This window comes from Microbulbifer maximicatervae (SeqCode), assembly GCF_056232625.1.
The window spans coordinates 1,020,026-1,041,882 of the sequence record NZ_CP174324.1 but is presented as its reverse complement, the minus strand read 5'-3'; the positions used below and the strand labels follow the sequence as shown (position 1 = coordinate 1,041,882).

The following is a 21,857-nucleotide window of genomic DNA, read 5'->3' as shown; positions in this document are numbered from 1 at the left end:
ACACTTTTCACCCCGGAACCCTACCTCATTTAATGTAAGATAAAAGCTAAAACCCAGAAAAGGTACGGTAGCTAAAAACAAACATTCGACCACCATCAAACAATTAAATATATTCGCATAACGGATCCAGGTTAGGGTAAGATCACCAAAAGAGCCAAAAATATAGGTAATTATCATTAAGGAAATGATATGATTTTTTCAACTACAGAGACAGTACCAGGAAGAGAAATATCGGAGGTACTGGATATCGTTACGGGCAACGTTGTTCAATCAAAACATATCGGCCGTGACTTAATGGCAGGTATAAAGAGTATTGTCGGTGGAGAGATACGAGGCTATACGGAAATGCTGACCGAAGCGAGAAACAAAGCTTTTCAAAGATTAAGTGACAGTGCCCGACAAAAAGGCGCTGATGCCGTGGTAGGAATTCGTTTTACTACAAGCGCAATTATGGATGGCTCCTCAGAAATTCTTGTTTTTGGTACAGCTGTAAAACTAAAAAAATAGGTTGGAATGCCCCTAAAGTTCTACCGCAAACTGCCCCAGTTTTCTCCGCACCGCAGGAATAGAACTGGCGGCAGCGATTAACGCTCTAAATTCAAATCTTGCTTTCAGGGATTGTCCAGTGATCATTTTCCGGCCACGCTCAGTAACCTCAATAACCTTTTTATCTTCTTGATGGCGCAATTCAGAGTAGCCTAAGAGCTGCCCCTCAGTAATTCGTTTTGCCAATTCGGCTGCATCAGCTATCCCAAGGTTCATACCTCGACCCCCAACCGGAGAGTGACAATGGGCAGCATCCCCAGCTAGATGTATCCTACCTTTTGAGTAAGTTTCCGCTTGCCGAATTGAAATTTTAAAGGTTCCCTCCCGCCTAACCCTCTTAACATCCACCGCCATCGGAAATGCTTTAATTGCATTATCACAGCTAGCTACCAGACGGTGTCGGCCTTCTCCCAAAGGCACCGCAACAGCGACCACGCCAGATTCCATTTTGACCAAGGTAAACTTTCTTTTAGGAGGCCAATCCCCTGTATCAACATCCGCGATTGACCACACTTCTTCCAAATCAAATCCAGGATAACTGATGCCTGCAGCTTCACGAACAGTACTGCGAATTCCATCCGCTCCTACGACCAGGTCAAATCGCTCCTCTTCACCATTATCAAAAAAAGCCACTACCCCACTCTTCTCCTCGGTAAGGGTTTTGAGTTCTTTCCTGTATTCAACTTCGACTCCCATACCAGATAAAACCTGAGCCATGAGAGCTTCAGTCCTGTCTTGAGGAAGTCCAAGAATGGCGGGGAAATAGGTCCGATTGGAATGGAGGGGAAACTCTAGTGCTAAATGCGTATTTAGGTAAATGCATGCGCTCTGAACAGCGATCCCCTCAGCAATCAACTTTTCAGAAACGCCAGAGTGTGAAAGCAACTCAAGGCTGCGAGAAGTAACTCCCACCGCTCGACTAAGGGTTGAAGCGCTATCCCGGCGGTCCACAATTCTTGGCAATAGCCCTCGCCGAGCAAGCTCGACCGCTGTAGTAAGGCCAGTGGGCCCAGCCCCAACAATCAGTACTTTCACAGGCTACCTCATATAACCCCACCTAACAGTAAGATAGTACATATGAAAGAGTAAGGTTGACTATCTAGTCTGAGACTCCCTATAAAAACCTAGGCCGCTATCTGTGATCTCTTTACAGCAATACCAGTCACCGCTTGGTGAGAACGTACTTAAACTTGCGAAGTCGAAACCTCTAATATCTGGCAACGATCTACAAAAGACTCGTCTTGGCAATAAGTACCCACTGTTATATCGATATTTTTTATATTTCAGCTCTTAGGTATAATTTCTAAATGATTACACCACTTTACGATGATGTACATGAACTCGCACTTGAGATAGTCAATAAATCCGCCTCTGGAGATAAAGCTGGGTGCCAAGACTCCCTCAACTCGCTAGAGAGACTATGCGCAAAATATGCCGAAGGCGAGCTAGACCATCCCCTACAGTGGGAGGCTCTGGGTGATTTTTCAGAAAGCTGTGAGGATGCAATACAGGCATACACTCAGGGACTTAACTGCTCCATAAAATTAGATCTCCCTTCGTATTCAGCTTCAATTGCCCTGGAAATGGCTGAACGTTTCTTGATGCTAAACAAACAAGATAAAGCCTTGGAATTTGCCCATAAAGCACGTATATATTCTGTCAGTACAGAGGATTACGAACTACAAGAATCAATTAATAATTTCCTTAGAAATCTAACACAGGTTTAGTTTATCCTTAAAGGCCATCCAAGCTGAGTTTTCATAGTTAACTAAAACAATGATTCTAAGACCACTGATTACTTCTATATTAGTCAGCCTAAGTTACACTCTGGCTGCACATTACATTTACGATAACTCTTTTGGTGAAGGTGAAATTCTGAAGATCCAGGCCTCCATATTGATGTTTCAAGCTTCAGTCGTTTTCATACCTACATTAGCTGCCTGCTTACTAATCACATTCTGGCAAAGCAAACTCAATAGAAAGACAAAATAAGACATTCTGTATGCCCCCAACTTCAAGCATCATGGCTACCGCTTCAAAAATCAGCCTTTGCCTTATAGCAAGTTCAATAGCAACTCTTATTTCCATTATGGAGTACTGGCGAGGGCTTAATGGTAACGAACTGCTTCTAGCCAAAAGTGTCTCCGCTGTAACAGCTGCCAGGCAAAGCGGCCCCAAGTATTTAGAACCGACGCTAGTTGCCGGAAATGATGGTATTACTGAAGTTCAAGTCATCTTAATGGCTCTAGGCTTATCGGCACTTTTGGCCTTAAGTTCGCTGATAGTGGTGACGATTTACAGGATCAGGCATGGCCATCACAAACTCTATCTGCCTTTAGCTTTCTGTTCCACAGTTCTATGCTTGGGCATTATTTATGTTGGGTTTAAGTCCGGTATTCAGTATAGTCTTTGAAGTAGGATAAGCTTAGGGTAGTACTGAGGCATAACAAAGGAATATCAAAGTGAAAAGAATTGCCACCGCACTGCTATTTTTATTTGCGGCGATTGCCTGCTACGCTTTCGGAGTCCCTGTGGGAGGAGTAATCTTCCTTGCTCTTGGCATTATCTTTGAAGGAATCTTCTGGATTAAGCTATTTAAACGTAAAAAGAAGCCAACATAGGTGTAGTGATACAACGTTATTTCGGCTAGATTCAATTGAACTAGTGATTATCGAATAAACTACACGCCTCAACCTGGCACCATAGAACAGGAAGGTCGCTTACTCCCTAAACCATCTAATTGCCATCCCATCATTCTATAAATATATTTTCTAGCCATCAGTAATCCCCGCCTCACTATTGGTACACGCTTGCATCAGGAATAGATACCGAGCACAGAAACCATGGAGGAAACTTGAGACATATTTAAAGACGGACTAAATTGTGCGCCGTTAAAAGGATTCTATAAGGAAATTCCCATGTCCCTTCACCGCTCACCACGCTGGATTGCGGTCATTCTTCTTTGTCTTATTGCTATGGCTTGCTCACAAGAAAAGCCAGAGAAGAAACTCGCTGACACCCCCAAGCTTGCGGAGGGCGGGAGCGTTGATGAGGGTAACAACCTGGAACAGACTCTCAGCCCCACTGAGAAAGTGCATAAAAAAGAAGCGGCCTCTTCTAGTGAAGCACTCTCGAAAGCTGATGAAGCCCAGCGCACTTCTGAAAGAAATTCTACTGATCTGACAGAGAATGATGCTACCCCTTCACAAGTCACAGCCAGTGCCAGTACTCAAATCTCCGGGGATCACTTTCTAAAGGTCCTCCATGTTGGGGAGCGGACGTTTAAAGATGCAAGGGCCATCGCTGTTATCTTTTCTGAACCTTTACTGGGCAATGCCCATTTTGGCTCCTACATGAATCTATCCCGTGACGATGGCGAGCGTGTAGATGGTGGTTGGGTTCTCTCCGATAACCAGAAAATTCTCTATTTTCCTCATATTGAACCAGATACTCGCTATAAACTCACCGTGCTCCCGGGTCTGCCCGGCGAAAACGGCTTGGAGTTACAGGAAGAGAAACAGGAGAAGATTCGCACCCGACGGATTGAGCCCAGTATCAGCTTTGCCAGCAATGGAAGTATTTTTCCCGCGACGGTAACTCCCGGCCTACCTGTTACTGCAGTCAGTGTTGAAGCTGCACAGATTCACTTCCATAGAGTGAAACCTGAGCATTATTCCGAGTTCTTCAGGCTGATCAAAAGCCAGTCACTAAAATACTACTATCGCTTAAAGTCTCTCAATCAAGTGGCCGATTTTGTCTATAGTGCCCAGTTCGATCTCACCAAGGAGAAATACGTCCAGCGAGATTTCGACCTCTCTATCGGGCATATAAAGCCCCTGCAACAACCAGGAATCTATGTCGCAGTTATGCAGCCGGCAGGCGTGTATGACACTAATCTCTATGATGTCACCCACTTCTCCATCTCCAACTTAGGCCTTCATGCGCGGTACTATCCAAACAGTGTTGACCTCTATGTTTCATCTCTGGATGAAGGGCAGGCTCTTAAGGGCATTGAGGTTGAGCTGCTCAACAACAAAGGGGAGCTAATCCAGCAATACACAACCGACCAAGACGGCCAGGTGCGCTTTGCTCTGTCGCAGGAACAGGAAGACTCACAGCGCTTCTTCATCGCAAGAGATCCTGACACCGGTCACTTCTCCATACTCGACCTACGTGAACCTGCATTGGACCTTTCGGATTTTCAGTTGGGCCAGCGCCCTTCAAGGCCGATGGAGTTTTTCATGTATGGCCCGCGAGATCTGTATCGCCCCAATGAATCGATCCAGGTGAGCGGGCTGCTGCGCAATTATGATGGTCGCTATATCAAAGACCTGCCGATCAAGGCAGAACTCATAAAGCCGGATAATACCAGCGCGCGCGCATTCACATGGCACGCCAGCGCGCCCGGATACTACGAAAATCTTATCCCACTTCCACAAAATTCACCTACCGGTGATTGGCGCTTGGAGGTTGAGCTAGCCGATGGGCGCAAAGTGAATTATCCATTTAAGGTAGAAGAATTCCTGCCAGAGCGAATGAAGCTGGTTTTGCAAGATGGTGAAGAGCGCAGTCTGGTAGAGGGCCACAAAGAATCTTTCGAACTTCAAGTAGAAGGTAGTTATCTCTATGGCGCGCCAGCGGCAAAAAACCGCCTGGAAACTCTGGTGCAAATTAGCCACTATCGCGAGCCCTTCCCCCAGTGGAAAGGGTTCTTATTTGGGAACACTAATGAATCTTTGCCCACGCGACAGTTTCATGCCCCAACGATTGAGCTCAATGAGGAAGGGTTGAGCAATCTGACCTTGCGCTCCCGTTGGAAACGAGCAAAGAGCCCGCTGAAAATCAACTTGGTTTCCAGCCTGTTCGAATCCGGCGGCCGCCCGGTAACTCGCCAACATCCAGTCCTGATATGGCCCACACACCCGGTGGTAGGTATTCGCCCAAATTTTGGAGAGGAAAACCCATCGGCCAACAGCAGGCCAGAATTTGAAATAGTGGTTGCCGACGCAAAGGGCGAGCCTGTTATCGGGCGGGATCTCAAAGCGGTGTTAATTTCCGAAGACCGCCAGTACTTTTGGGAGTACTCTGCAAATCGGGGCTGGCACTATGAATACTCAAGTGCTGAATTTGAAACTTTCAGTCGCAAGCTCCAATTCACCGAAGAGCAGCCACTGAAGCTCACAGTCCCAGTGGAACACGGCCACTACCGCTTAGAAGTCACTGATACCAATACGGGGGCAACCAGCAGCTTACGCTTCCACGCCGGCCGGGACTGGTATTACTGGTGGCGTAAGGACCAAGTAGCCAAAGGCCAGGCTGCGCGTCCAGATACCGTGGCCCTGTCACTGGATAAACCAAGGTACTCTTCTGGAGATCTGGCGCAACTCACCATAGTACCGCCCGCTGACGGAGAGGCGTTGGTGTTGGTGGAGAGCGACCAACTATTGTGGTCCAAACGACTACCTGTAGAAAAGTCGGGCACCAATATCGAAATCCCAATCTCTCCTGAGTGGGATCGCCACGACACCTATATTTCTGTTACTGCTCTGCGTCCTGCGGACAAGAATGAGCGTATCGCCCCCAATCGCGCTTTTGGTCTCGCCCACTTGCCCCTGGATCGTGATCCTCGGCGTCTGCCCATTTCACTAGAAGCGCCCACGAATGCCCTCCCCGGCTCGGAAATTGAAGTTACCATTTCTGCCGACGAAAATTCTATCGAACAAAACGGAGACAAAGCCTGGGCTACCCTGGCCGCCGTCGATGTCGGTGTGCTCAATATCACCCGCTTCGAAACTCCGGATCCCTTCGAGGCCTTTTTTGGCCAGCGCCGTTACGGTGTGGATGTAAGGGATATTTATCATCGCATTATTGAATCCAACAGAGGCAAACTGGTGGAGCGACGTTTTGGCGGCGATGCGGAACTAGCCCGAGGGGGCAACGAGCCCAACTCCGACGTCCAAATAGTATCTTTATTCTCAGGACCCGTTGAATTTAATACTCAGGGCCAAGCAAAGGTCGCGCTACAACTACCGGAGTTTAACGGACGGCTGCGCTTAATGGCGGTTTCTTTCAGCAAAGACCGATTCGGTAGCGCCGACGGAGAAATAACAGTCGCCTCACCAGTTGTCACCCAAGCCGCCTTGCCTCGCTTTATGGCCCCTGGTGATAGCAGCACACTGGCCCTTGATCTCAATAACTTAAGTGGCCGCTCCCAAAAACTCAGTGTAAATATGCAATCAGTGGGCGCGGTAGATTTGGAAATGGGTGAGCGGTTACTGGAACTGGCGGATGGTGAACGTAAAACTTTGCGCTTCCCAATCACCGCCAAAGATGCCACCGGAGATGCAGAGTTCAAACTAGTCGTGCAAGGTGCCGTCGATAAAGATGGAAATGATATCGATATCGAACAGCAGTGGCGCCTGGGCGTGCGCCCCGCTTGGCCGGCAACCACACGCAACCAGCGCAGACTCCTGTCCCAGGGCGAGAGATTCAGTGCCGATAGCAGCTTCCTGGATTCCCTAATGCCTGGAACTGTTCAAACCCTGGTATCCCTGGACAGCCGACCGCATCTGCAGTTACAGGATCACCTATCCAACCTGCTGCAATACCCCTACGGCTGCCTGGAACAAACCTCCAGCCGGACCTTCCCGCTAGTCATGGCAACGCCGCAGCGACAGCAAAAACTGGGCCTTGAACCTCTGGATGAGAATGAGCGGGCCGAACGTATCGACGCGGGTATTGAACGCATTTTCAGTATGCAAAAAGGGAACGGCAGCTTTGGCCTATGGAGTTCCGAGTCTTCCGAAAGCCAGTGGCTAACCGCCTATGTAGTCGATCTTCTATTGCGGGCCCGGGACCAGGGAATCGTATTTGACAATAACCGCCTGGAATCCGCACTCAAGCGACTGCAGGACTACACCCGTGAGCGCGGTACTTTCTATCAGCAACGCTATAGCTATAGTCCCGATTTCTATGCTTATGCCTCAAGAGCTTACGCTGCCTATGTGCTCTCACGAGTACAGAAAGTGTCTCTCGGGCAACTGCGTACCCTTTATGAAAGCGGCTCTAGCCTGACCCAATCTCCCTTGCCAAATCTGCATATGGCAATCGCTTTGCACACCATGGGCGATGCCACCCTGGCCCAGGAGGCCCTGCAAAAAGCGCTTAAAATTGAGCGCAAACGCCGCAGCTACTATGGCGATTATGGATCAGACCTACGGGATACGGCCCAAATGATCTCCCTGCTCCTAGAGCACAATTTCGCTGGTGATAAAACGGAATCCCTGGTGTTCGAACTGGCAGATCTTCTCCACGGTCGCCAATATCTCAGCACCCAGGAGCGCAATAGTGTGTTTATGGCTGGAGCACAGTTGCAACTCAATAGCAGTGCAAACTGGTCTGCGACTTTGGCCAGTATTGATGGCTTGCGCGAGCTCAATAGCGATAACCCGCACAGCGCATTATTCCGCGGGCGCGAAGCCGCCAGCGCACTTGAGGTAACTGCACAAATAGAAAAACTCTATGCAGCAATTACCATCAATGGTTACAGCAAGAAGTCACCTGAGGCGGAAATGGATAAAGGTGTCAGAATCAAACGCAGCTACCACAATTTGGATGGCACGGAAGTCATTCCCAATCAAGTTCGTGAGGGCGAGCTTTACCTGGTGCGTTTGCAAATTGATGCGGACCAACGCCTGCCCGACCTACTTGCAGTGGACCTATTGCCCGCAGGTTTTGAGCTGGAGAATCAAAACCTGGCCGACAGTGTCAAAGTGGATGAACTCGAGTTCGATGGCAAAAGTATCGCTCAGTGGCAGGACACCCAGGACAATATCCAACACACTGAATATCGCGATGACCGCTTTGTGGCGGCACTGGATCAGCTGAGATACAAAACCACCAATCTCTTCTATATCGCCCGTGCAGTAACCCCCGGCAACTATCAGGTGCCCCCGCCCTATGTAGAGGATATGTACAAACCGGAACGCTTTGCTATCGGTGAAAATCCCCTAACGCAATTGCGGGTAATCGGTAAACAGTGAAGCTGTTGGCCACTATCCGGAGAGCCTGGCAAAGCAGCAGTCGCAGAGTTCACGCACTGCTGCTTGCGCCCGCCTCCCTCACAGCGGTACTGCTACTGCTCGACTTTGTTTTCCCTCCACCTCTTCCCGAAACTCAAGATTTTGCACGGGTCGTTGCAGATCGTTACGGTAAACCACTACGCTTCTTTGCCGACAGTCGCGGAGTTTGGAGATACCCAATATCTCGGGAAAATGTATCACCGCGCTTTATCGAAGCTCTTCTCACCTACGAAGACCGACACTTTTATCGGCACCCCGGAGTAAATCCGCTAGCCCTATTGCGAGCTTCAGCCCAATACCTTCGCAATGGACGAGTCGTTTCCGGCGGTTCCACTCTCACCATGCAGGTAGCGCGACTACTAGATCCACACCGCAAAACTCTGCCGGGCAAAACCAAGCAGATATTGCGTGCATTGCAATTGGAGTGGCACTTCAGCAAGAATGAAATTCTCGATCTGTACCTGAACCTCGCACCTTACGGCGGCAATATTGAAGGCGTGGAAGCAGCCAGCCGTCTATACCTGCGTAAATCAGCCTCCGATCTTACCCATGCGGAAGCTGCACTGCTAGCTGTACTGCCTCAGGCGCCGAGCCGCCTGCGACCAGATCGGCATCCTCTAAAGGCACAAAAAGCCCGGGACAAAGTTCTGGATAGACTGCAGTCATTTACCGTCTGGAGCGCAGTGGATGTTGAGCGCGCTCAACTTGAGCAGGTCTATGCGGAACGCTTGGAATTCCCACAAAACGCCCCGCATCTAGCCCGCAGGCTGGTGAATACCATCAGCGATCAAGAAGTTATTCGCACCACAATCGACGGCAACATCCAGCGCAGATTGGAAGATTTTCTGCGCGATCATATGGATAGCTATCCAGCCAAAACATCTGCAGCTGTTGTAGTTTTGGAGAATTCCGATTTATCCGTGCGCGCCTACGTGGGAGCTTCTCATTTTGGTAACGGACGCCGCTATGGCTATGTGGATATGGCCAGGGCTGTGCGCTCACCGGGCTCTACGCTCAAGCCCTTTTTGTACGGACTTGCCATTGATGAGGACCTGATCCACAGCGCCTCCCTGCTCAGCGATGCGCCCCGCATCTACGGCGATTACCGCCCTGAAAATTTCCATCGAGGCTTCGCCGGCCCTGTCACCGCCACTGCCGCCCTTCAGAAATCTCTCAATGTCCCTGCAGTACAGCTACTGGAACATTACGGCCCCGGTCGATTGGCCGCAGCCCTGGAAAATGCCGGACTAGCACTAGAGTTTCCCAGTAACGGTAGACCCAACTTGGCCATGATTTTGGGGGGCGTAGGTACTCGTCTTGACCAGCTAACAGGTATTTATGCCGCACTGGCACGGGGAGGCCAGACTGCAGCTCCCCGCTATTTACCCGAGGAGCCGGTACGTGAAAGGCATCTGATGTCTTCTGAGGCAGCTTGGATTACATTTGAAATGCTCGCTTCCAATCGCGGAGGTTCCCGCCGTTGGCGCAATCTGGTGCGACAAAACAAGGCAGATATCGCCTGGAAGACAGGCACCAGCTACGGCTATCGGGATGCCTGGGCGATTGGCGTAACTCCCGGCTACACCGTCGGCATTTGGGTAGGCCGACCGGATGGCACTCCCCTACCCGGTTACTATGGCTCCATTAGTGCCACACCTCTGTTGAACGCAGTTATCGCCGCATTACCAGACAACAAACAACAGCACCTGAAAAAGCCAGACTCAGTAACTCAAGAGACTATTTGTTGGCCGCTTGGGGGCCAGAAGACGCTCACACAAACCAGCCACTGCCATCTGCAACACAACGCCTGGTTAATCCAAGGGCGCACACCCAGAACACTATCGCCGCAAGGTGAGCCTCTGCGGGCAGCACAAACCTTTAGTTTCTTTGCAAACCGGCAAGGTATGCGGGTAAAGCCCAGTTGTATGGATTCTACTACTCAAAGGCATAGCCTAGCCCTTTGGCCAAAAGAACTGGAATCCTGGCTACCTGAAAACCAGACCCGTGCCCAACAAATTCCTCCGACGGCTCCCGAGTGTTACACCCCGACTGCAACAACAGGGACCCCACTAAAGATTATCGGAGCTGGAGATGGTAACCAGTATCGACCTACCGGCAAAAATGCCCCACTTCCGCGTTTAACTCTGAGCGCGATTGGCGGACAGGGAAAGCGCTATTGGTTCCTAAACGGTGAACCCAAGGGCGAAACCCTCGGAAATGAAAACCTGGCACTACTTCCGGGAAGTGGTAAGCACCAAATTGCTGTACTGGATGCTAGCGGGAATGTCGATCGGATTGAGATTTTTGTAGGAAGCGACAACTGATTTTCATAAAGCAGAAGACTGCCATGTCGTTTCTCTCACAGAACATATCCCTTAGTGTCACCCTATCGGCAATCGAGTGTCCGCATTGGCGTGGAACATCATAGTTCGGGCTTAATTTTAGTAACTCCGCAACTTACCCAAAATAGGGAAGACGCAAATGCACAGTATACCTTAAACACAGTATATCTTTCCGTCTTCTCCAGCAATATCACTTACACGCTTCTACTTTCCCCAGATTAAAAGCCTCCCCGATCTTAATCCAAACAGGCAGGTTCTGCTGTTACATGAGTATTGCCAATCCAGGTATTACTTCCACTACAGGTTGGATCGGTAGGATCACGTAAATCAAATGCAGAATTATCAAGCGATGTATTCCCTACCACCACATTATTCTCATTATTGAATCCAGCGATATTGATACCGGCTGTATCAGGTGAGCCATTTGTCCCATTTTCCATTACTATGTTTTGTATTATAGAAGTACTTGATACATCCACATTGAGTTCAATCCCATTACTCGCACTGCCGGTAACAAAGTTCTGAATAACTGTTGTGTTACTTTCATTAATATCAATTCCGTTATCACCATCAGTACTACCGACAACAGTATTTAGCTGAACCAGTGTAAACACACCATTTACCGTAATCCCCTGATCGCCGGCTGATTCAATATAATTATTGATAATTTGGTTTCGATCGCCTCTAACATCTATACCATCATCATTGCCAGTATCAATAATTTGATTCCCAACAATATTATTGGAGTCACTATCAATAACAATTCCCTCTCGTGGAGAGTTTAAGATCATAATTCCATCTATGGTATGAAATCCATCTCCCTCCAGGTTTAAACCATCTGGACAGTCGGTTATCGTCCCACCATAAACGGCACCAGATAATCCATTAACTAAAATTCCAGCGATACCTTCTAGATTTGGGTTATCACAAATAATTTCCCCGCCCTCTGCCATCGTAAGACTTCCATTGGGTCCAGTTACTGTCACTGCATAGGGATTCGCCAGGCTCAGTTCACAATTCAGCGTTTCCGACAAGGTTTCAGCTGTTGTTATTACATCGCCACAATCAACAGCCATAACTAGTGGTGATGAGAATAAAGTAGCACTTGTGACGAAAGCTGTGACTAACTTGTGGTAACAGGTGTTCATGGCAGGTCCCTCTCATTGATATAAGAAAATTGTAGGCATAAGCCACACTTCACGTTTCCAATATCAATGAAAAGAACTCATTCTGAGCCTAAGGGAGCTTTTATTATGTTGCTCTATCTCATATCTATTGTTTGCGCTAGGCAAACATAACGAAACTTTGATAACGTCAGCAAATAGACACTGTAATTGCCTTTACAATTTACACAATTAATCCTTGAGACTTACTAAAAGAGCCTCAATAGCGATTCACCCCTATTTCTCATCACCTTAAAAGCTATTCTCGAACAGGACGTCATTTATCGACAGCTGTCCACCACGTCCATTCGCAACTTTTGCCGCTTTTCCAATCACTATCATCATCCCGATCAAATAACCTTCGGGCAAATTGATCAGCTCAGCGACTCTCTCTGGGTCAAACCCAACCATTGCACCTGTGTCATATCCCATCGACTTTGCCGCTAACATCATGGTTTGTGCTGCCAATCCGCAGCTTCGAATAGCCTCGTCCCGCTGTAGTTGCTGCTTACCCTTGTAGAACTCAGTTAGCATTGGCACTAACACATCCCGAGCCTCTTTCGGCGCATCGGCCCAGTACCGCTCCGGCCGATCACTCCAGGCATTAATATCTGCACAAAGTATGACCAACTCAGAAGCATCTTCTACTTGCTGCTGTCCCCAGGCTGCATCTTTAAGCTGGCTCCGGAGGGAAATGTCAGTGATGCGCAGGAAGCGCCAGTGCTGGATATTGTAAGAAGTCGGCGACAACATAGTCGCCTGGACCAGACGGGTGAAGTCCTCGGCAGGCATCTCTGCTGTGACATCGAAATGCTTAACCGAGCGGCGGGATTCAACAGCTTTAAACAATTCCATAAGTTTCTCTCTGACTATCGTTCGTTGATTGAATGTCGATGAGAAGAAGCTTATTGGGTTTCCTTATCGTTGATAATGGGGTTCGGCGGAGACTTACTGTTGACGAAAAGTTAACAGTTTACTGATCCCAATAAGGTGTATCGCCGCCAAAGTACTCTATTGCAAAGTCTATAAAGGCGCGGACTTTGGCTGGCATAAACTGCCGCTCAGGGAAAACCGCGTAGATAGACTTGGCAGGCATCTGGTACTCCTCGAAAAGAGGAATTAGCTTTCCAGCCTCAATGTCTGGTCCTGCCACGAAGGTGGGCAAGCGGCCTATCCCTACTCCTTGGAGAAGAGCTTCCCTCAGTGCCTCACTATTATTTACCTGGTAGTTACCCTTCACCTCAATGGTATGTAAGTGATTGTCTTTGAAAAAACCCCACTCTTTCACATCCCTGGAATAAGTAAAAATCAGGCAATTATGGGCGCTCAACTGCTCCAGTTCTGTGGGCTCTCCGAATTCCTTCAAGTAGGAAGGTGACGCACAGAGTACACTTTTCAGAGGTGCAAGTTTGCGGGCAATCAGGCTGGTATCGGGAAGGTCACCTCCGCGAATAGCGATATCAAAGCCCTCCCCCACTAAATCGACAACTTTATCGTCCAGTACCATGTCGATACTAATCTCGGGGTAACGCTTCATAAATACGGGAATTAAGGGAGCCAGATGCAATCTACCAAAGGACATAGGAGCATTGATCCGCAAGCGCCCCCGAGGCTCCCCCTGTAGCTGCAGAACTGCGTCTTGTGCATCTTTGGCCGATTTATAAGCAATGCGTGCGTGCTCATAAAAATGCTCCCCAGCCTCCGTCAGGCTCAACTTTCGCGTAGTTCTGTGCAAAAGCTTCACACCAAGCTGCAGCTCCAATTGGGTAACCCGCTTGCTTACCGCTGATTTTGAGATGCCAAGTAACTTTGCCGCCGGGGAAAAGCCACCGGTTTCTGCCACAGTCACAAATATTGGAATCGCTGCAATTGTCTCCATAAGCGACTGTTTCCTTATCCTCAACAGTGAGTGTCTATAATACTGGATTATCAGTTTACCAGAAACGACATACACTTATCTCTCGCTAATAGAGGGAAGAAGCATGGGTGAGCTTACTAGGGGCATAACCCCATCAACTACAAGCGCCAACACCTCGCTCTGGTGGGTTCACTGCCTGATGATACTTTGTACACTACTGGTCGCAGGATCATTTCCTGTTGGGGAGTTAATCGCCGATTCACTCCCGGCGGATTCCATGATGTTGATTCGATTCTTAATTGCGGCGGGACTATTTGCACCCTTCATATTTTTAAAGCACGGGATTCAGCTTCCAGAGCCAAAAAAACTACTGGGGTATGCACTACTCAGTATCCCATTGGTTATCTTTTTCTGGTGTATGTTTGAAGCACTCAAATACACCACCGCAGTAAATACCGGCGCTCTTTTTACAACCGTTCCGGCGATGACTGCCATCTTTACTTTGATCATCAATGGCGATCGGAGCAGCACCCGCAAAGTTATTGGCCTAACCCTTGGGACTCTGGGTGCAGCCTGGATTGTATTCAAGGGGAGTATCACAACAGCGATAACGCTAGACCTAAATAAAGGGGATTGGATATTCACCTTAGGTGCTATATCGCTCAGTTTATATAACCCACTTATCAAGAAGGTTCACTCAGGGGAGCCTACAGAGGTTATGACATTCTGGGTTATTCTATTTGGCGCGCTCTGGTTACTATTGCTCTCTTTTCCAAACTTGAACCAGATAGATTGGCGAAATATACCTACCGAGACTTACGGCGGGCTATTCTATTTAGCCTTATTCTCAACTTTAATTAGTTTTTTTCTGCTGCAATTCAGTACATTAAGGATCGGGGCAACTAAGGTTGCAGCATATAGTTTCTTGAATCCGATATTTGTACTAATAGTGGCCATAATATTGGAAATGGCAAACTTTAATATCAGCTTTATACCTGGAATAGCATTGGTCTTTGCAGCCATGCTATTTATCCAGGCGGAAAAACCTAAGGAATAATATCTCTGAACAGCTTATAAGAGATAGAATCGTACTGTCATCAACAGGTGCAATAATTCTAGTCGACAGGCTTTTCTATCTCATAAATTGCATCAGAAATATCCTCCAACTTAGAGGACACTATTACCTGAGCATCATGTAAACCCTGATTATAAAAGCCGGCTCCCATCTCCTTTGCAAGGAAATCAATAAAGAACTCCGCTTCAAAGCCGCCAATTTCCAGCTCAAATTCTTTAGACAGATAACCTCTAACCTTTTCGATTAGCTCTAACTTCCGTCTTTCTTCCAACTGTATTTCAGACATACCGCCACCCCCAATAGAGAAAGTGTGCAAGTATGACACAGATGCAGCAGTCTTAGCCCCAGACTTCTTACCGAACCACCATATGGTGGTATCTGAGGCGGCATCTAATATCAAAACTTTGCCGGCTATTTAATCCACTATTTTAATTTTTGATGTCCCATACTCACTGATAATATCTCCGTAAGTATCAGCGCTCGGGCCATTTTTAGATCTCACGGTATCATAGAGTCGCCAGCGGCCGGTAAATTGATCACTCTCAAATTTACTAATTAAGTAACCCGCCCTATTCCCCTTACGGAACTTCATATGAGGATTTTTCTTTAGCGTAGTCTCAGTGCTCCGGTTGTCTGCAATTTCGTACCATATAGCACCACCATCTCCACGAGTGAGGGAGGGAGCCGTTATTTCAATCGCGACATTATCTCTACCTGCATTGTAATCATCAGTAAAAGGATCTAAAGCTAGCCCTGAGGCCATTGCTTTATGTAATCCCCCGGATAAAACCACAATATTATCTTCAAGCTCACTAAACAGATTCAACAACCATTTATGGGATTGGGGGTATCCTCTCCAGGCGCTCGGTGAATAATTATTCCACCATTCAAAAACCGGCGCTCCAGAACAGACAATTCGCCAACGCGCATTAGACTGCTTTATAGTCTGCTCAAACCAAGCAGCCTGTTCCTGACCAATAATACTCCGGCCAATGTAATCAAGCTCTGCAAATATAGGTTGGCGCTTCTCAAGGTTATCTGGCATATCATTGATTGGCTCATCCCGATCATAGAAGCACATGTCCAGGAAAAAGATATCGGCCATATCACCATAAGGTATAGAGCGCCATACGCGCCGCGGTGCAATGTAACGGATTGGCATCCAAAGAAAAAAAGTTTCCATAGCAGCCTCCATCACTTCCTCGAAGTCTGCCCCCCTGATTTCCGGGCCTTCTCTCCAGACACCATTTCTCAGATCGCCATCATCCCAAATCAACATCCAGGTGTGCATTTGATGAGCTTGCTGTAGAAATGTATCCCTTCTGATTTCAGAATATCTTGCTCGGTAACTCTCCCGATCAAACTTAAAATCAGAGTGCTCAAACTTACGGTAGTCACCAGAATTTGAGGATGCATAGGAGTAATCCCCGAGGTGGATAACGGCATCTATATTCTGTTCCCGCTCCACCATATCTCGGTAACCCACAAACTCTCCATGCTCAAAGTGTGAGCAGGAAGTGACCACAAACTTAAGAAAAGGAGCTTCCTCACCAGAGGCTGGAGCTAGCTTTATACGACCTATAGAAGAGACCTGATCCCTGTACTTAAATCTATAGACATAATCTCTACCATAATTTAACTCCGTAACATCCAGCTTAACCGTAAAATCTTTTGACTCATCCGTTTGTAGATACCCGGATGAAACAACCTGACTAAATGTCTCATCAAGTGCCACTTCCCAATAGACAAGGGGGAAAACCTCCTCAGTGGTTACCCTTGTCCAAATAATAACCGAATTGGCTGTTGGGTCTCCGGAGGCTACGCCATGTATAAAGTGGCTGGAGGTACTGGCGAGTCCATCATATTCATACTCGGGTACATCGCTACTGGCCCTCAGTGATGGGGCCATAGCACTAACGGTTAACAACCCACCCCATTTTAAAAGCGTTCGTCTATCAAATTTGTTCATTGTAAGCAGCCTTGCCTTTGCAACGGTATAAATGTTGACGCGCAAGTGAAGCAAACGGTGATGACAAACAGGTTAAAGCTAGACTCCCTTTAAAACGCGAGCCCCTATTTCATTGGAAATCTAAAATACCCATGCAAGTATTTACACTCACAGTTGCTTTCAAATAGCTTACAACACATATTTTGGGGTATTTACAGCAACAGGTTATTTATTGCTCTAGATAGCTCACAATATTATTGTGTCAAAACAGCTGAATTAATTACATCATTAGATCTGCGACATCATGTAAATAATATATTGGTAAGCGAGAGGTTCATTAGGCAATAAAAAAGCCGGACTGCACAATATAGCCCGGCTTTTTTCATACTCGCTTAGTAAAAACTACTTAGAAGTTGTAGTTAAAGCGCACACCGTAGCTCATTGGAGTAGAGAATGGACCAGATACCAGGCCATCACTTCCATCTGCATAGTACGGAACAACTTCGTCAGTCAGGTTGTTACCAAAGGCTTCAACATTCCACTGATCGTCCGGACTTACATACTTCACGGAAGCATTTACCATCCAGAAAGAATCACGGCTGTCGTCATAAGCAGAAGTGTCTCCAACAGGGAAATCGTGTTTGTCAACATTCCAATACGTCAGGTAAGACTCATCTTCCCAATGGATGCCTATAAACGGAATAATTGCACCGCCGTGGGCCAACTCAAAGGTGTGATCATAATTGATGGTGAAGCTGAACTCAGGTGATGCAGGCAGCTCATTACCCTTCAAATTTCGGAAGAGCTCTTCATTAGTATTGTCATGAGCTAAACCGTAATCCGAAATTTCGAATAACGCTTGGTTATTGAAATTCCAGCGGTTTTGAAAATCAGAGGTAATTTCTGTTTGCATCCAGGTAGCAAAACCACTGACTCGACCATTCGGATAGGGAGCCCAGTCAAACTCTAGCTCTAACCCCATAATCTCTGCGCTAGCAGCATTCTTGGTAAGGTAAATGACCACGGGCTCGGTAGTAATTTCACCTGCGTCTTCACCTTCTCGCTCTACCGCATAGTACGAGTACGCAGTATCAGGAGCAGCTAGCTGCATATCCTTATAGTCGGAGAAAAAGAAGGTACTAGCCAGATTTAGACGCCCATCCAAGAAGGTACCTTTTGCTCCTAGCTCCCAGGTAATGACCTTCTCCTCATCATAGCTAGTGTCAACTACCTGTTGAACAACCCGATTTCCCTCATCATCGTAGATGTACTCAGCCGTATCCGGGTCTTGCTCGTATTGGATGACAACATCACCCAAACCACCGGACTTAAATCCACTTGCAACATATGCATACAGCATGACTTCATCTGTCAGGTCATAATCGAGACCAATTCGAAAGTCGGATGAATCCCAGCTCTTGCTGACATCATTGTAAGTATCAATTGTATAAATTGAGCTGTCAGCAAAGTGGTTAGTAGAGAAGCTATTAAAGGTGTCCTGTAAATAGGCAGGGAAGCAGCCATACTCTTCATCTGATCCAGTGGACCAGTCTCGAGTACAACTCAGGTTGTTGCCGCCTTCATCACTCTTCTCGTCTTCTGTATATCGACCACCAACAGTCAGGTGGAGGGTATCAGTAAGGTCATAGGTAGCCTGAGCAAATACTGCACTGGCCTCTATGGTTCTGTCTGGCTGGCGCCAGAATACGGCATTATCTAATGAGGCCAGGAAGTAACCATTCAGATCAGTGGTCTCGTGGAAATAGAACAAACCTGTAATCCACTGTAGGGGACCATCACCTGTAGATTGCAACTGCAACTCATGGGAGTAAGAGACATTTTCTGAGTCCGTAATACTCATACTCATATCCCAAGTATTGCGGCCAGCATCAATATCAATCAGGTTGCTTCGTTCCTGAACGGCATAACCAGTGTTATACACAAACGCCATGGTATCGCTGAAATCCCAGCGGAAGTTAGAGCGGAATGAAGTCATGGTGAGATCAAGCTCACCCGGTACATTAACTGCGACTGTGTACTCGTCAGCTCCGGATCCGTAGTAGGTTTCGCAGTTTACACCATCTTCTCGCTGCTCAGCCTTTTCACAGTCAATAGTGTTGATGCCGCCTGCACTACTATCCTGATAGTGTTCCGCTACGGCATACCAAGAAATATCGTCAGTTGGTTCCCATAACGCACCTATACGTACCGCCTGCTGATCAACATTCCCATAAAAATCATCAGCATCAGCTCTAACTAGCTGATAGTCCGTAGCTCCTTCAGCATTATTCGCTTGAATGAAGGTTTTTGAAGCGTCATCAGATAAAACGCTCGCACCTACAGAGTCAGCATCAATATAGCGATTGTCCCACTGGTTAACGTCATAATATCCGGTAAGGTAGGAATCCCTAGTCTCGTCCATAAAGGACGCACGTAGAGCAAAGGCATCTGAAACCGGAATATTAATAACACCTTTTACCAGCTCTTGATTCCAGCGACCAAGCTCAACTCCGAATGAACCTTCAAACTCGTCAATTACCGGTCTCTTGGAGATAACATTAATGGCACCTACTGTGGAGTTGCGTCCATAAAGGGTACCCTGTGGCCCACGCATGGCTTCAACCCTTTCAGAGTCAAACATCATTGCCATAGCAGACTGGGGGCGCGAAGAATAAATACCGTCGAAGTGTAAGCCAACAGCTGGGTCACCAAACTCAGTGGTATTAGTAGAGCGCACGCCGCGCATAGAAATTACTGGGGAGGACTGGGAGGCATCGTAGCCAATATCCACGTTGGGGATAGTGTTGCCCAGATCTTTTACATTCTTAATACCCTGTCGATCGAGCTCTTCTTGCGTAAATGCACTGATCGCTACGGGGGTGTCCATCAAATTGGTTTCGCGTTTGGTTGCGGTAACCGTTACTTCTTCCAGCGCCCAATCGTCATCCTGTTGGCTATCTTCCTGAGCCCAAGCCGACACTACCGCGACATTTGCCATTGCAATTGCAAAGGTAAGTGGTTTTTTAATTCTCATTGATGTCTCTCCAATCTGCTGCAAAAGGAAAGCCACATTTATTTTTTAATGAATGGCCATCCCATAGGGCCGTCGGCAGTACGGCGGCTAGGCTAAAATCTCAAAAAGAAGGGACGTAAGAAACTCAGATACGATAGAGCGGATCGCGACTAGGACAAAGAGGACTAGTTCACAATTTGTTGTCACTAGCTGCGACCAGCAAGTCAAGTAAGTACTGAAACCGTAGGATTCATACACCAGCTTTCTACGAATGTTGGGAGTTTTTTAGAGTATATCTGCTTGCTCACCCAACGCCTCGCATCCCAACAGCAGGCCTTAAATATACGTACGCTGAGCAATAAAGGCTATATCTAAACAGACCTAGATGTGACTATTAAGGCAAGCCCTATCTCACAATGATAAAAACGCAGCCTTTTTTCTCAGATAAAAAACCTACAGGAAAACACAGGAAAATCGGAAGAAAAGTTAATGTCAGGATGACTGATATTAATATTCGCCTACAAAATTAAATATATAGGGAATATAAAATTTCATTGGAGTAAAAATTTAAAACCGATTCCTAATCAATTTTTAGAGAAGGAAAATAAAAAGGGGCCCAAAGGCCCCCTATAAAGAAATCACTAAAGCCCTAAAAGCTATCGCCAGGTATTCGCACCCAACCTTCCATTAGGATTCGAGCGCTACGACTCATAATAGCCTTGGTAGCAGCCCACTGACCTTCGACCTCTTTGGCTTCAGCACCCACACGCAAGGTACCCGATGGGTGGCCGAAGCAAACAGAGCTGCGCTCACCCCCACCAGCTGCAAGGTTAACCAATGTGCCCGGGATCGCTGCAGCGGTGCCAATGGCTACTGCTGCCGTGCCCATCATGGCGTGGTGCAACTTGCCCATAGATAAGGCGCGCACGAGGAGGTCGACCTCGGAAGATGCCACTGCCTTACCACTGGATCCAGCGTAATCCTGCGGTTTAGCAACAAAAGCAACCTTAGGGGTGTGATGACGATTTGCAGCTTCTTCTACGGTAGAAACCAATCCCATCTTTACCGCACCGTGAACGCGAATGCTCTCAAACATCGCCAGCGCTTTGCTGTCACCATTAATGGCATCCTGCAATTCAGTGCCGGTGTAGCCAATATCTTCTGCATTGACGAAAATCGTCGGAATTCCAGCATTGATCATGGTGGCCTTGAGCACACCTACATCGGGCACTTCCAGATCATCGACCAGGTTACCAGTAGGAAACATGGCACCCTCACCGTCGGCAGGGTCCATAAATTCCACTTCCACTTCAGCCGCCGGAAAAGTCACTCCGTCCAGCTCAAAGTCTCCGGTTTCCTGAACTTCACCATTGGTCATGGGTACATGGGCAACAATGGTCTTGCCAATATTGGCCTGCCAGATACGCACGGTGCAGATGCCATTTTCTGGCACTCTCGCGGGCTCTACAAAACCGCTATTGATCGCAAAGGCACCCACAGCGGCGGTTAGATTTCCGCAGTTACCACTCCAGTCAACAAACGGCTTATCGATAGAAACCTGGCCAAACAGGTAGTTCACATCGTGATCGTCTTTATCGCTGGGCGACAAGATTACCGTTTTGCTGGTGCTTGAAGTAGCACCACCCATACCGTCGGTTTGCTTACCGTAGGGATCCGGGCTACCAATCACGCGTAGCAGCATATTGTCACGGGCCTGCCCCGGCACTTGTGCAGCTTCGGGCAGATCTTGTAAGCGGAAGAAAACACCCTTGCTGGTTCCCCCGCGCATATAAGTCGCGGGGATTTTTATTTGAGGAGCAAACTTCATAAC

Annotated in this window: 15 protein-coding genes; 6 read left to right on the top strand and 9 right to left on the bottom strand. The window is 47.6% G+C overall.

The window, feature by feature from the left end; translation table 11 throughout:
• Nucleotides 1-189 precede the first annotated feature (189 nt).
• Entirely contained in the window at nt 190-507 is a 318-nt protein-coding gene (locus ACJJI6_RS04515) for a heavy metal-binding domain-containing protein (protein WP_413665654.1), read from the top strand.
• Nucleotides 508-519: 12 nt separating this feature from the next.
• Here ACJJI6_RS04515 and ACJJI6_RS04510 read toward each other — a convergent pair whose 3' ends face one another.
• On the bottom strand, nt 520-1,581 hold the full coding sequence (locus ACJJI6_RS04510) for an FAD-dependent oxidoreductase (RefSeq protein ID WP_444927688.1): 1,062 nt from the start codon (nt 1,579-1,581) through the stop codon (nt 520-522).
• A gap of 272 nt (nt 1,582-1,853) precedes the next feature.
• Here ACJJI6_RS04510 and ACJJI6_RS04505 point away from each other — a divergent pair, with 272 nt between their 5' ends.
• Nucleotides 1,854-2,273, top strand: a complete 420-nt coding sequence (locus tag ACJJI6_RS04505; RefSeq protein ID WP_475712613.1) for a hypothetical protein — start codon at nt 1,854-1,856, stop codon at nt 2,271-2,273.
• Between the two features lie 220 nt (nt 2,274-2,493).
• Here the strand turns inward: ACJJI6_RS04505 and ACJJI6_RS04500 are convergent, their stop codons facing one another.
• Entirely contained in the window at nt 2,494-2,634 is a 141-nt protein-coding gene (locus tag ACJJI6_RS04500; protein WP_475712612.1) for a hypothetical protein, read from the bottom strand.
• 374 nt (nt 2,635-3,008) lie between these two features.
• Between ACJJI6_RS04500 and ACJJI6_RS04495 the strand changes: the two genes are divergently transcribed.
• The 3 genes from ACJJI6_RS04495 to pbpC all read left to right on the top strand — a co-directional run bounded on the left by ACJJI6_RS04495 (nt 3,009) and on the right by pbpC (nt 10,951).
• Complete coding sequence (locus ACJJI6_RS04495; RefSeq protein ID WP_282932647.1) at nt 3,009-3,167, top strand: hypothetical protein; 159 nt, start codon at nt 3,009-3,011, stop codon at nt 3,165-3,167.
• A 297-nt stretch (nt 3,168-3,464) separates the two neighbouring features.
• The gene (locus tag ACJJI6_RS04490) at nt 3,465-8,588 is read left to right on the top strand and encodes an alpha-2-macroglobulin family protein (protein ID WP_475712611.1); all 5,124 of its coding nucleotides are present in this window, start codon (nt 3,465-3,467) and stop codon (nt 8,586-8,588) included.
• Nucleotides 8,585-10,951 carry a penicillin-binding protein 1C gene (pbpC, locus tag ACJJI6_RS04485; protein ID WP_475712610.1) on the top strand — a complete coding sequence of 789 codons (2,367 nt, stop codon included), beginning with the start codon at nt 8,585-8,587 and terminating at the stop codon, nt 10,949-10,951. Before ACJJI6_RS04490 ends, pbpC begins: the two co-directional genes overlap by 4 nt.
• Before the next feature lie 254 nt (nt 10,952-11,205).
• Here the strand turns inward: pbpC and ACJJI6_RS04480 are convergent, their stop codons facing one another.
• The 3 genes from ACJJI6_RS04480 to ACJJI6_RS04470 form a co-directional block, all read right to left on the bottom strand.
• Nucleotides 11,206-12,117 carry a right-handed parallel beta-helix repeat-containing protein gene (locus tag ACJJI6_RS04480; protein WP_475712609.1) on the bottom strand — a complete coding sequence of 304 codons (912 nt, stop codon included), beginning with the start codon at nt 12,115-12,117 and terminating at the stop codon, nt 11,206-11,208.
• Between the two features lie 267 nt (nt 12,118-12,384).
• Nucleotides 12,385-12,987 carry a nitroreductase family protein gene (locus tag ACJJI6_RS04475; protein WP_413665647.1) on the bottom strand — a complete coding sequence of 201 codons (603 nt, stop codon included), beginning with the start codon at nt 12,985-12,987 and terminating at the stop codon, nt 12,385-12,387.
• Nucleotides 12,988-13,105: 118 nt separating this feature from the next.
• A complete protein-coding gene (locus ACJJI6_RS04470) occupies nt 13,106-14,011 on the bottom strand; it encodes a LysR family transcriptional regulator (RefSeq protein WP_475712608.1) in 906 nt (301 codons plus the stop codon).
• Nucleotides 14,012-14,114: 103 nt separating this feature from the next.
• Between ACJJI6_RS04470 and ACJJI6_RS04465 the strand changes: the two genes are divergently transcribed.
• Nucleotides 14,115-15,047 carry a DMT family transporter gene (locus ACJJI6_RS04465; protein ID WP_475712607.1) on the top strand — a complete coding sequence of 311 codons (933 nt, stop codon included), beginning with the start codon at nt 14,115-14,117 and terminating at the stop codon, nt 15,045-15,047.
• A gap of 58 nt (nt 15,048-15,105) precedes the next feature.
• On the opposite strand, the gene ACJJI6_RS04460 is transcribed toward ACJJI6_RS04465, so the two are convergent.
• The 4 genes from ACJJI6_RS04460 to prpF form a co-directional block, all read right to left on the bottom strand.
• Nucleotides 15,106-15,351 carry a DUF2164 domain-containing protein gene (locus ACJJI6_RS04460; RefSeq protein WP_444912950.1) on the bottom strand — a complete coding sequence of 82 codons (246 nt, stop codon included), beginning with the start codon at nt 15,349-15,351 and terminating at the stop codon, nt 15,106-15,108.
• A gap of 129 nt (nt 15,352-15,480) precedes the next feature.
• A complete protein-coding gene (locus ACJJI6_RS04455; RefSeq protein ID WP_475712606.1) occupies nt 15,481-17,034 on the bottom strand; it encodes an alkaline phosphatase D family protein in 1,554 nt (517 codons plus the stop codon).
• A gap of 385 nt (nt 17,035-17,419) precedes the next feature.
• On the bottom strand, nt 17,420-20,047 hold the full coding sequence (locus ACJJI6_RS04450) for a TonB-dependent receptor (protein WP_475712605.1): 2,628 nt from the start codon (nt 20,045-20,047) through the stop codon (nt 17,420-17,422).
• 628 nt (nt 20,048-20,675) lie between these two features.
• A complete protein-coding gene (prpF, locus tag ACJJI6_RS04445) occupies nt 20,676-21,854 on the bottom strand; it encodes a 2-methylaconitate cis-trans isomerase PrpF (protein ID WP_475712604.1) in 1,179 nt (392 codons plus the stop codon).
• Nucleotides 21,855-21,857: the final 3 nt, after the last annotated feature.